At 45.5% G+C, this 13,059-nt stretch carries 7 protein-coding genes; 5 read left to right on the top strand and 2 right to left on the bottom strand.

Features of this window, described 5'->3' with window-relative positions; all coding sequences use genetic code 11:
* Window positions 1-579: 579 nt before the first annotated feature.
* A complete protein-coding gene (locus tag B5F78_RS13980) occupies window positions 580-2,169 on the bottom strand; it encodes a DUF6377 domain-containing protein (RefSeq protein WP_087407008.1) in 1,590 nt (529 codons plus the stop codon).
* A gap of 272 nt (window positions 2,170-2,441) precedes the next feature.
* Here B5F78_RS13980 and B5F78_RS13985 point away from each other — a divergent pair, with 272 nt between their 5' ends.
* The 5 genes from B5F78_RS13985 (at window position 2,442) to B5F78_RS14005 (ending at window position 12,787) form a co-directional block, all read left to right on the top strand.
* Window positions 2,442-4,298 carry a glycoside hydrolase family 13 protein gene (locus tag B5F78_RS13985; protein WP_087407009.1) on the top strand — a complete coding sequence of 619 codons (1,857 nt, stop codon included), beginning with the start codon at window positions 2,442-2,444 and terminating at the stop codon, window positions 4,296-4,298.
* Window positions 4,299-4,545: 247 nt separating this feature from the next.
* A complete protein-coding gene (locus B5F78_RS13990) occupies window positions 4,546-6,729 on the top strand; it encodes a glycoside hydrolase family 97 protein (protein ID WP_087407010.1) in 2,184 nt (727 codons plus the stop codon).
* Between the two features lie 166 nt (window positions 6,730-6,895).
* Window positions 6,896-9,901 (top strand): SusC/RagA family TonB-linked outer membrane protein, encoded by a 3,006-nt coding sequence (locus B5F78_RS13995; RefSeq protein WP_162608559.1) that lies wholly within the window; start codon window positions 6,896-6,898, stop codon window positions 9,899-9,901.
* Window positions 9,902-9,925: 24 nt separating this feature from the next.
* A complete protein-coding gene (gene susD, locus B5F78_RS14000) occupies window positions 9,926-11,593 on the top strand; it encodes a starch-binding outer membrane lipoprotein SusD (protein ID WP_087407011.1) in 1,668 nt (555 codons plus the stop codon).
* Between the two features lie 24 nt (window positions 11,594-11,617).
* Window positions 11,618-12,787 carry a SusF/SusE family outer membrane protein gene (locus tag B5F78_RS14005; protein WP_087208647.1) on the top strand — a complete coding sequence of 390 codons (1,170 nt, stop codon included), beginning with the start codon at window positions 11,618-11,620 and terminating at the stop codon, window positions 12,785-12,787.
* Window positions 12,788-12,807: 20 nt separating this feature from the next.
* Here the strand turns inward: B5F78_RS14005 and B5F78_RS14010 are convergent.
* A partial coding sequence (locus B5F78_RS14010; protein ID WP_140400168.1) for a transposase family protein occupies window positions 12,808-13,059 on the bottom strand: 252 nt, incomplete at its 5' end.

Consider the following 13,059-nt stretch of genomic DNA (forward strand, 5'->3'; position numbering starts at 1 on the left):
GCTCCTGTTCTTCGTCAGATAGCCCGCTATCTTCCTCATCACAAAAGCGAAAATGCCTCAAAAACTCATCCCAAATCATCGCACGATAAATTCAAAACAGCTTCTTAATGTGCCAATGAATAATAGGGCAATGTGCTAATTTATTTTCACATGAGCATATTGTTTATTGACCTATTCTTCTGTGTTCCTTTGTGGTACCCTGTGGTCTCTGTGGTGAATAGTTATGTTTCATTAAAATGCACAATACCGCATATAGTATAATATGATTATCCGCATTTTGCCCAATTTGATAAATGTCCGCAACTTGCTCTGGATGCAAATAACGCAGTAGTACTGCCTTTGCCAATGCAGTATATATTCATCAGCAGATGCAGTATATATTCATCAGCAGTTGCAGTATATATTCATCAGCAGATGCAGTATATATTCATCAGCAGTTGCAGTATATATTCATCAGCAGTTGCAGTATATATTCATCAGCAGTTGCAGTATATATTCATCAGCGGTTGCAGTATATATTCGTTTTCATAAGATACGTCCGACTCACTTATGTTCATCCAAAAGCATGCTTGGCGTGTTCTACAACTTCATCACCTCCTGCTCAAAATCTTCTTTATTTACTTTCACCTTATTGCGGATACGGCTGCGGTAATTATATACCGTAGCAAGCGAATAGCCTAAGAAATGAGCTATACGGGCTGTATCAGTTACCCCCAAGCGGATCAGGGCAAAAATACGCAACTCCGTACTCAAAAGCTCTCCTTTTTTGGGGTATATTTTCCCGTCGTCCGTTAGCAATGCATTGAAATCATCAATAAAATTAGGAAAGAGTTCGAGGAAAGACTTGTCGAATTCCATATAAAAATTCTTTCGTTCATCGCGCAAAAACTGGTCGGAACGGATAGTCTTGAACAAATCGTCGATGCGTGAAGCCATTGCCAGTTTTTCCAACGAACGCCGGTATTGCTCCAGTTTGTCGAGATAACTTACGCATTTATCCAAATATCTGGCAATATACACTTCCTTTATTTTACCAGTTTGCGCCAACTTTTCGTTCACCGTCTTCAGTTCTTTGTTAGCCACCGAAAGGTTCACCCGCATGAGCGATAATTTCTTGTTCCATGAATACAGGCGTAACGCCACAATGACGAGCAGCACCGCTATCACCGCCAACGTAAAGAAAAAGATATTCATCATACGCCGTTCGTTCGCCACACTGTCAAAGTAGGCATCGTTGACGATGGGAAACACTTCTGTCACTTCTAAAAAACGTAAACGGGCGTTGCATGCAACGGCATCTTCCATCGAACAACGAAGATAGCGGTAAGCCCGTTCGATATCTCCCTGCCGGTAAAGAACCCATGCCAGCCGCTGGAGGGAAGCGTATTCACGCACTGCCATGGTGAGGTCGATAATGGCGGTCTGGGCCAAATAATAAATCTGCATTTCGACATCGCCTTTCGCTTCATAGACTGATGCCAGTGTATAGTTGACGTATGCCTTTTCCTGTATGCTCATCGGAGCGGACAAGGTTTTGTTCAGTACTGGAATGGCGGCATCGAATTGTGATTCGAGCAACATCTTTTCAGCCAGCGAAATGCTCCGTCCAGGACCTTCGGGCACCAGCATCAGCACCGAATCACGGTAGCAGGCGGTCTTGCGGATGTATTTTTCCTTTTCCGAATGGATAATGGTGTAATCCGCCATCCAACCGTAATAGGTACGCATGGCGTAGTAATACTTCACCCGCACGTCCGGAGTCACCAGGTTGCGGTCTATCTGCTCTAAAGTCTGTAAGGCTTCGTTATATGCTCCCATAACGCCCATCGCATCGGCACGGTTGATAATGATCTTGGTTTCCGCTCCGGTTTTTTTTACATCCTTTACGTATTTCTGCATTTCATCCACATAATGTAATGCCGAATCCGCCTGATAATGCAAGTATTGAGTAAACAGTTCACTACAGATTGTGTATCTTTGTGCATTATCGTATTCGTTGGCAAGGCGTTGCTTTAGTTGGGCTATCGTTCTTTCCCGTTCTTCGCAGTGCTCTTTTTTCTTCCCGATTACTTCGTCCAATTCTTTCAGAATCCGTTCGTTTGAAGACTGCCCCATGCAAGCAAATGCAAGAACATGCGACAATACAATTAATATAATAGTTTTTTTCATACAATCTGATTTATATTTTTCATCTTTAAATTTAAGATAACTTTCTTATTCTCATTGATTTAATAACATACCCCACTTATATTCCGCTTCCAAATATACGAAATATTCCTCTATTTTCCTATTTTTGTTTAAAAGAAAAGTAAATAGTTCCAACGGGCTATGCACACACTTGCATCAGCCTACGCATATACTTGCATTGGCTTACGCCGATATATGCATCAAGGCATGATGGCATTAACATTAATTCATACTATCATAAAACAATTATTATCATGAAAAAACTATGGCTTACCCTGCTTGCCGCTTTTGCTTTCTTGGGATTCAGCAAAGCGGCTCCGGTAATGGAAATCGACCGGATAGCCCCTAACTTCTGGTGGTCAGGAATGAAAAATCCCGAGCTTCAAATCATGCTTTATGGCAAGAACATCGCTACATCTGCGGTTTCGGTTACAGGCAAGAACATCGTCTTGAAAGAAACCGTAAGGCAAGACAGCCCGAATTATCTTTTTCTTTATCTTGACCTGACGGATGCTCCCGCACAGACATTCAATATCGTCCTGACTCAAGGGAAAAAGAAAACGGCTGTCCCTTACGAATTGAAGCAACGTGTGCGCAAGGGGAGCGACATACAAGGATTCACTTCCGAAGACGTACTTTACCTCATCATGCCCGACCGCTTTGCCAACGGCAATCCGGGAAACGACATTGTAGAAGGGATGCTTGAAAAAAAAATAGACCGCAATGACCCGTTTGCCCGTCATGGAGGTGACTTGGCAGGTATTGCCAACCATTTAGACTACATTGCCGACCTGGGCGTAACGGCCATCTGGCTCAACCCCACACAGGAAAACGATATGCCCGACGGATCTTATCACGGCTATGCCATCACGGATTACTACCAGATAGACCGCCGTTTCGGAACAAACGAAGAGTTCAAGACTTTGGTCGACCAGGCACACAGCAAAGGACTGAAAGTCGTTATGGACATGATATTCAACCATTGCGGAAGCGAAAACTACCTGTTCCGCGACAAGCCATCGAAAGAATGGTTCAACTTCCATTCCGAATACGTACAAACCTCATTCAAGACGGCAAGTGTAATGGATGTACATGCCAGCCAGTATGAGAAGAAAATCGCCACCGACGGATGGTTCACCCAAGTGATGCCCGACCTGAACCAGCGCAACCGCCACGTGGCACGCTATCTTATCCAAAGCAGCATCTGGTGGATAGAATATGCAGGCATCAACGGTATCCGTCAGGACACTCATCCGTATGCCGATTACGATTTCATGAGCCAATGGTGCAAAGAAGTACTGGAAGAATACCCATATTTCAACATTGTAGGCGAAACCTGGTTGAACAGCAACGTGTTGGTATCCTATTGGCAAAAAGACAGCAAACTGGCTGCTCCGAAGAATTCTAATCTGCCTACCGTAATGGACTTCCCCTTGCAGGGGCTGATGAACCAGGCTTTCGATGAAGAAACGACCGAATGGGCAGGAGGATTATACAAACTGTATGATTATCAGACACAAGACTTGGTATATGCCAATCCGATGAATCTGTTGACTTTCCTTGACAACCACGATACTTCACGCTTTGCCACTACTGATGAAAAAGCCGAGAACCTTACACGCTACAAACAAGCCATTACGTTTTTGCTCACCACCCGTGGCATTCCTCAAATCTATTATGGAACAGAAATACTGATGACAGGCGATAAAGGCAAAGGCGATGGCGACCTGCGCAAGGATTTCCCTGGAGGCTGGCAAGACGATACCACCGAAAACTTCACAGCAAACGGACGCACAGCTATGCAGAATGAAGCGTTTGATTTTACACGCAAGCTGCTGAACTGGCGTAAAGGAAACGAAGTTCTCGGCAAAGGGACACTGAAACACTATTCCATTCAGAGCGGAACGTATGTGTACGAACGCAAGTACGACGGACGTTCGGTGGTGGTAATGATGAACGGAACCGGTCAGGCTCAGACGCTCAACCTCACTCCGTACCGTGAAATCCTGCCTCAAGCGGAAGCCAAAGATTTTCTAAGCGGACGTACTGTAACATTGGGCGAGACATTGGAATTGCAACCGAGGGAAATCCTCTTGCTGGAGTTCAATTAAATGAAAAATGGAGAATGAAGAATAAGAAATAAAGGTATTCTTCATTCTTAATTCTTCATTCTTCATTTAAATCCCGTTTCTATTTTACTACTTATAAACAATACTTAGCATATTAATTACCAGTAAATTACACTTTATACATCTTTATATTTTCCGTCATACGGGAAGAAATCGTTTGAAAGACACATAATTTTGCTTTCAGAAAATTGTAACGCAAATTTCATTAACTTTTAATACCTGATAACGTATGAACATCAAGAAAAGTTTTGCCCTCATGGCAATGTGTGGCTTCGCCTTTTGTGCAAGCGCGCAAAAGTTGACTTCGCCGGACGGAAATCTGGTGATGAACTTCAGCCTCAATGAGCAAGGCGCACCTGTGTACGACCTTACCTTTAAAGAAAAAACAGTCATTAAGCCCAGTACATTGGGATTGGAACTGAAACGGGAAGACCCCGAAAAGAAAACCGACTTCGAATGGACCGAAATGAAAGACAAAGCCGGAGTAGACAAACGGGCTAATCTGATGACCGGATTTAAAATCAAAGACACACGCACCTCTACATTCGATGAAACGTGGCGTCCGGTATGGGGCGAAGAAAGCGAAATACGCAACCACTACAATGAGCTGGAAGTTACCCTCGACCAGCCTATGAACAACCGTTACATCGTTATCCGCTTCCGCCTCTTTAATGACGGACTGGGATTCCGTTATGAATTTCCACAACAACAAAACCTAAACTATTTCGTTATAAAGGAAGAGCATTCGCAATTCGCTATGAGTGGCGACCACACTGCTTTCTGGATTCCGGGCGATTATGACACGCAGGAATATGACTACACGACTTCGCGCCTGTCAGAAATCCGTAGCAAGATGAAAGAAGCAGTTACCCCCAACTCATCGCAATATGTATTCTCTCCTACCGGCGTACAGACTGCACTGATGATGAAGACCGATGACGGACTTTACATCAACCTGCACGAAGCGGCATTGGTAGATTATTCGTGCATGAGCCTGAACCTGGATGACAAGAATATGGTATTTGAATCCTGGTTGACTCCTGATGCCAAAGGGGATAAGGGCTACATGCAGACTCCATGCAATTCGCCTTGGCGTACCGTTATCGTAAGTGATGATGCACGCGACATTCTTGCTTCACGCATCACCTTAAACTTAAACGAACCCTGCAAGATAGCCGACACGTCATGGATTCACCCCGTAAAATACGTAGGCGTATGGTGGGATATGATTACCGGACGCGGCACATGGGCTTATACCGATGATGTATACAGTGTGAAATTGGGCGAAACCGATTATTTGCAGACCAAACCGAACGGCAAGCACTCTGCCAACACCGAAAACGTAAAACGCTACATCGACTTTGCAGCCAAGCATGGATTCGATGCCGTATTGGTGGAAGGTTGGAACCAAGGCTGGGAAGACTGGTTCGGAAAGAGCAAGGATTATGTATTCGACTTTGTAACCCCTTATCCCGACTTCGACGTGCAGGAACTTCACCGTTATGCCGCAGGAAAGGGCATCGAGATGATGATGCACCACGAAACTTCCTCATCGGTACGCAACTATGAACGCCACATGGACAAGGCATACCAGTTTATGGTAGACAATGGCTACAGTTCGGTAAAGAGCGGTTATGTAGGCGACATCATTCCGCGGGGCGAGCATCACTACGGACAATGGATGGTAAACCATTATCTCTACGCCGTGACCAAAGCGGCAGACTATAAGATTATGGTCAATGCACACGAGGCAGTGCGTCCTACCGGCTTGTGCCGTACGTATCCGAATCTTATTGGTAACGAATCAGCCCGCGGAACGGAATACGAATCTTTCGGCGGAAGCAATGTGAACCATACGACTATCCTTCCGTTTACCCGTCTGGTAGGGGGACCGATGGATTACACACCGGGCATTTTCGAAACAGATTGCAGCAAAATGAATCCGACCAATACGTCGCGTGTACGTTCTACCCTTGTGCGCCAGCTTGCTTTGTATGTCACGATGTACAGTCCGCTCCAAATGGCTGCCGATGTGCCGGAAAACTACGAGCGTTTCATGGATGCTTTCCAGTTTATCAAAGACGTGCCTGTAGATTGGCAAAGGACTGAATATCTGGAAGCTGAACCGGGAGAGTATGTCACTATCGCCCGTAAAGACAAGCATTCGAACGACTGGTACGTAGGATGTTCGGCAGGATATAACGGACACGAGTCGAAGCTTACGCTCGATTTCCTCGATCCGGACAAAAAATATGAGGCAACTATCTATGCCGATGCAAAAGGCACCGCATGGGACAATAACCCGCAGGCATATACCATTACCAAAAAGAAAGTGACCGCCAAGACCAAGCTGAATTTGAAAGCCGGCATCGGCGGAGGATACGCGATATCGATAAAGGAAATAAAAGATTGATTTTTTCAGGATTAGTTGGATTTGTAAAAAGAAACACATAGTTCTTCAATAGGTAAATACATAAACAAAGCATCCACAAGTCCCCTCCTCTGGGAGGGGATTTAGAGGAGGCTACAGAAAGAGAGAACCAATTTTATTATTCATACTTAAACTAATAAACATGAAAATGAAAGATTTGAAAAGACGAAACAAGCTCCTGCTGCTATGGCTGGCGGGAATGCTGTTCTCCGTACAAGCCTTTGCGCAAAGCATTACGGTCAACGGAGTAGTGAAAGACAACTTGGGTGAACCGGTTATCGGCGCCAGCGTGTTGATAAAAGGCACTACCACCGGTACGATTACCGATTTCGACGGTAATTTCACTTTGCAAGCCAATCAGGGAGACATCATCGCTATCTCCTTTATCGGATACAAAACGCAGGAACTTCCTGCTGCTGCCAACATGAACGTCATCCTGTCAGACGATGCCGAATTGTTGGACGAAGTAGTGGTTATCGGTTATGGTCAAGTGAAGAAAGACGATGCCACCGGTTCGGTTACGGCTATCAAGCCCGATGAATTGAGTAAAGGTATCACGACTAATGCACAAGACATGTTGGCTGGTAAGGTAGCCGGTGTAAGTGTCATTTCTAACGACGGTACTCCGGGCGGCGGTGCAACCATCCGTATCCGCGGAGGTTCTTCATTGAATGCCAGCAACGACCCGTTGATTGTCATCGATGGATTGGCTTTGGATAATAGCGGTATCAAAGGTATGTCGAACGGACTTTCTATGGTTAACCCGAACGATATCGAAACCTTCACCGTATTGAAAGACGCTTCGGCTACAGCTATTTACGGTTCGCGTGCATCAAACGGTGTCATCATCATCACTACCAAGAAAGGAAAGAGCGGTCAGGCTCCGCGTGTAAGCTATAGCGGTTCAGTATCGGTAGCTACCACCCAAAAGCGTTACAATGTATTGACCGGCGATGAGTTCCGCGACTATGTGCACCAATTGTGGGGCGACAATTTGCCCGCAGCATTGGGTGATGCCAATACCGACTGGCAAGACCAAGTGTTCCGCACAGCAGTCAGCACCGAACATAATGTTTCTATCAACGGTGGATTCAAGAACCTGCCTTACCGTGTATCGTTAGGCTTTAACAAGAACAATGGTATTGTGAAGACTTCCGATTTCCAACGCTTCACTGCATCGGTCAACTTAGCTCCTTCGTTCTTCGATGATCACTTGAAAGTAAATGTGAACGCCAAGTATATGAACGGAAAGAACAGTTATGCGGAAGGCATTGGCGGAGCTATGGCTATGGATCCTACCCGTCCGGTATATAGCGATGATCCGATGTATACAACTTCAGGAGGATATTACCAGAATATGCAGGCTACTTCGGCTTTCTCTGACCCCGATTGGAAGTATACAACCAATAAGAACACTCCGGGAAACCCCTTGGCTGCATTGGAGCAGAAAGACGATACGGCAAACAGCAACGACTTCGTAGGAAACGTGGAGGTGGACTACAAATTCCATTTCCTGCCCGACCTCCGTTTGCATGCAAGCATCGGCGGTGAATATGCGGAGGGAACTCAAACCACAATCTGGTCTCCCTATTCGTACTCATACAACTACTACGGAAGAAACGAGCTTGCTACCGAATATAAGTATAACCTTTCTTATAACGTATACGCGCAATACATTAAGGAAGTGGGTGACCACATGATTGATGTGATGGCAGGTGGTGAAGAGCAGCACTTCCACCGCAACGGATATAGCGAAGGTCAAGGTTGGGACAGTTATGCTGGAGTGGCACAAGACGTAACAGAACGTAGTCAAACCGCATACGCAACCCGTAATACACTGGTATCTTACTTCGGACGTTTGAACTATTCATACAAGAACCGTTATTTGCTTACTTTCACCATGCGTTTCGATGGTTCTTCACGCTTTGCCGACGGAAACCGTTGGGGTAAGTTCCCTTCGTTGGCATTGGGTTGGAAACTGAAAGAAGAAAACTTCTTGAAAGACGTGAACTTCCTTTCTGACTTGAAGCTTCGTTTGGGCTGGGGTATTACCGGTCAGCAAGACGTAACCGCCGACTTCGCTTATATGCCTTTGTATATCGTGAGCGACGACTATGCACAATATCCTTTTGGAGACGAATATTACCACTCTTCTCGTCCGAATGCGTTCAACACGAATTTGAAATGGGAACAGACTACTACATACAATGCCGGATTGGACTTCGGATTCCTGAACGGACGTATCGTGGGTAACATCGATGGATATTACCGTAAGACCGATGACTTGTTGAATAGCGTCAAGATTCCGGTAGGAACGAATTTCAATGCCCAGATGTTGCAGAACATCGGTTCGTTGAAGAACTACGGTATGGAATTTTCTATTAATGCAAAACCGATTGTTACGAAAGATTTTATGTGGGACTTGACTTATAATTTTACGTGGAACCACAATGAAATCACCAAATTGACCGGTGGGGATGATTCTAATTATTATGTAGAAACTGGCAATAAAATCAGTCCGGGAAACAATACCAAAGTACAGGTGAACAAGGTAGGCTATCCGGCTAATTCGTTCTATGTATATCAACAAGTGTACGATGAAAACGGCAAACCTATCGAAAACATGTTCGTCGACCGTAACAACGACGGTATTATCAATGCTGCCGATAAGTATATTTACAAGAAACCGGCTGCCGACTTCCTGATGGGTCTTACTTCGAAGATGACTTACAAGAACTGGGACTTCAGCTTTGCGCTTCGTGCCAGCCTGAACAACTATGTGTATTATGACTTCTTGGCAGACAAAGCCAATACCAGTCAGTCGGGTCTTTTCTCTAACACCGCTTACAGCAATACCACGAAAGAAGCGATTGCTTTAGGCTTTACCGGACAAGGTGACTATTATATGAGTGATTATTTTGTACGTAACGCTTCATTCCTCCGTTGCGACAACATCACATTGGGTTACTCGTTCCAGGAACTCTTCAAGAGCCAGGCATACAAGGGTATCGGCGGACGTATCTACGCTACGTGCCAGAATCCGTTCATCATCACTGCATACGATGGTCTCGACCCTGAAGTGCAGAGCGGTATTGACGGAAGTCCCTATCCGCGTGCAATAACTTTCTTGTTGGGATTAACTTTACAATTCTAAACCTTGAAAACAATTGATTGATATATGAAAACAAGATATTTCAAACCTATATTGTCGGCAGCACTGCTTGCTGCTACTACACTGGGAAGCGTGTCATGCATCAACGATCTTGACATCAGCTCCATCGACCCGCAAAGCTCTTCCAGTTTCGACCAATGGGGAGCATTCGTAAAACAATATGCCATGCTGGGATTGACCGGTCAGAAAGGTCTTGCCGGAAGTCCTGACCTTGACGGACAAGATGAAGGTGAATCTGGCTTTTACCGTACCGTATTCAACTGCAACGAACTCTCGACAGACGAATGCATTTGGGTATGGCAGGACAATGTGGACATCCCTCAGTTTACCGGATTGTCATGGAACTCGTCCAGCCAACGTACCGAATGGGTTTATGTGCGCTTGGGATACGACATTACCCAAATGAACTTTTTCCTCGACCAGACTGAAGGAAAGACCGATGCTGAGACCCTTCAGCAACGTGCCGAAGTGCGCTTCTTGCGTGCCCTGCACTATTGGTATTTTATTGATTTGTTCGGCAAAGCTCCGTTTAAAGAACATTTCGACAATAACCTGCCTGTAGAAAAAGGCGGTAAAGAATTGTATGACTATATCCAGAACGAACTGGCAGAAGCCGAAGCCGATATGTACGAACCGGGGCAAGCGCCCTTCGGACGTGCGGACAAAGCTGCCAACTGGTTGCTCCGCGCCCGTCTCTACCTGAATGCAGAGGTCTATACAGGTACAGCAGATTATGAAAATGCCAAGACGTATGCCGATAAAGTTATCAATTCGGGGGCTTACCAACTTTGCGATGACTACCGCCTGATGTTCATGGCAGACAATGACCGGAATCAGGAAGCGATGCAAGAAATCATTCTTCCTATCCGTCAGGACGGTATGAAAACCCGTAATTACGGAGGTTCTACGTATTTGGTATGCGGAACCCGTACAGGCGGTATGCCTTATATGGGAACCACCAACGGATGGTCTTGTATCATTGCCCGCAACGCATTGGTGTATAAGTTCTTCCCGAACAAAGACGTTCCGATGATTCCGGAAGACGTAGATGTTCCGGCACAAGCCGACCTGCCCAATGATGCAGCCATTGATGCATGGGACGCACAATACGGTGTACGTACCGTAGATATTGTCGCAGCTGCTGGAGACGACCGCGCTATGTTCTATGCCGGTGCAGGTGGCGGACGGCGTACCATGGACCCCAGTGCCATCAATAGTTTCCAAAGCGGTCTTTCTATCGTAAAATGGCAGAACATCTGTTCCGATGGAGCAGCAACCAGCCACACTGAATATCCGGATACCGATATTCCTTTGTTACGTCTGGCAGAAGCTTACCTGACACGTGCGGAAGCTAACTACCGGTTAGGGGATACCAATGCGGCTTTGCAAGATATCGTGACGTTAAGAAGTCACCGTGGCTGCACTACCCAGCCTGTAGCAAGTGATATCAACGAAATGTATATCTTGGACGAATGGGCACGCGAATTCTATCTGGAAGGACGCCGCCGTTCAGACTTGGTACGTTTTGATTGTTTCACTACCGACAAATATCTTTGGGATTGGAAAGGCGGTGTAAAAGAAGGACGTTCGGTAAGCGATATCTACAATGTATTCCCGATTCCGGAAACAGACATCAACAACAACCCGAACATGACACAGAATGAAGGGTATTAATGAACTATTTAAATAATGAAAGCCATGAAAAGAATAACCAACATACTCTGTATGGCAGGAATGGGATTGATGCTCTTCTCTGCCTGCGAAACGGATAGAGACGATAACCCGACTTTATACGAACCGGAAAGTTTTGTACTGAATACCCCGGATGACAAAATGTATGACTTAGGCGCTAACGACACGATACGATTGACACTGACTCCTCCCGAATACGGATTTTCAGCAGCCACGACGTATAGCGTACAAGTCAGTTTGCAACAAGACTTTATTGATGAAACAGAGGAGGCGGATGCAAACTATTCGACCCTGGGTACAACATATAATACTGCTTCGATAGCATTGCGTCCGGATCAGCTGAACTCGGCTTTAGCCAGTCAATACCAGACCTTGCATCCTGACGAAAACCCGACTGGAGCTACCGTTACGGCATATATACGCGTGAAAGCGGAAATCACGGGAAGCGGAAGAGGGCTTTCCACTTCAAACACAATCGCTGTCAACCAAGTGAAGCTGGGCGAAGTGGTAAATGCGCTTGAACCGCCTACCACTATGTATCTGATAGGTTCGTCAATCGGTGCCGGAGGCTGGAGCGAATGGAAGCCAATGGTAGCGGTTAATGGCATGGCTGGCGAATTCTGGTCGATGGTATACTTCGATGCGAATGCCGTATTTAAGTTTGGCACGATGGTAAACGAATACATCGGTTATACCGATAGCCGTTTGACAATCAAAGACAATGCAGGAGCCGGAGTATCCGAGGCACCAACTGACGGTAACATTCAGGTAAGCAAAGCCGGATGGTATATCCTCTATATCCAGGCAGCTGTCAATGGCGACGACTATGCATTCACCATGACTTTCTATGAACCCAATGTTTATGTATTCGGAGCAACAGCAAAAGATTCATGGGGTTATACAGACGAATGGAAGTTCACCGTTCCAGATACCAAAGAAGGTAATTTCGAATCACCTGTTCTTGGTGCAACCGGCGAAGTGCGTATGTGTATCCAAGCCAACACCGATTGGTGGAGATTGGAATTCACCTTGAAAGATGGAACAGACATCTTCTATCGTGAGAATAATGCTGTCAACAACGGATGGACCGATATGGGAGCAGAATATTCCGTAACCGGAAAATCTGGTCAAAAGATTTACCTGAACTTTGCCAGTGGAACCGGAGAAGTAAAATAAGATATTAGAGTTTATGTAAATTAGTTATGATAGTTCCAAGGGTTGATTTTAATTCTGAGATTATGCAGTGCCATACATATGGAAAAGATGTTTTCTACAAAGTTGTTTGCCCTGAGCCTGCACTCGTCTTTGAGGATGCGCATGACTTTCGCGCTTCCTATGACATGTTCTATACGCACCCTGATGGCGGAAACTTTCTTGTTGTATTCCTTGTCCTGCCTGGAAAGCTCTTTCCCTTTGGGCTTCTTGACCGGCTGTATGATTTCCACCCC

The sequence above is a fragment of the Bacteroides sp. An279 genome (assembly GCF_002159615.1).
GTDB lineage: Bacteria > Bacteroidota > Bacteroidia > Bacteroidales > Bacteroidaceae > Phocaeicola > Phocaeicola intestinalis.

Coding starts and splice junctions, on each gene's coding strand:
- B5F78_RS13980 (WP_087407008.1), bottom strand. CDS start 2,169: ATGAAAAAAACTATTATATTAATTGTATTGTCGCATGTTCTTGCATTT.
- B5F78_RS13985 (WP_087407009.1), top strand. CDS start 2,442: ATGAAAAAACTATGGCTTACCCTGCTTGCCGCTTTTGCTTTCTTGGGA.
- B5F78_RS13990 (WP_087407010.1), top strand. CDS start 4,546: ATGAACATCAAGAAAAGTTTTGCCCTCATGGCAATGTGTGGCTTCGCC.
- B5F78_RS13995 (WP_162608559.1), top strand. CDS start 6,896: ATGAAAGATTTGAAAAGACGAAACAAGCTCCTGCTGCTATGGCTGGCG.
- susD (WP_087407011.1), top strand. CDS start 9,926: ATGAAAACAAGATATTTCAAACCTATATTGTCGGCAGCACTGCTTGCT.
- B5F78_RS14005 (WP_087208647.1), top strand. CDS start 11,618: ATGAAAAGAATAACCAACATACTCTGTATGGCAGGAATGGGATTGATG.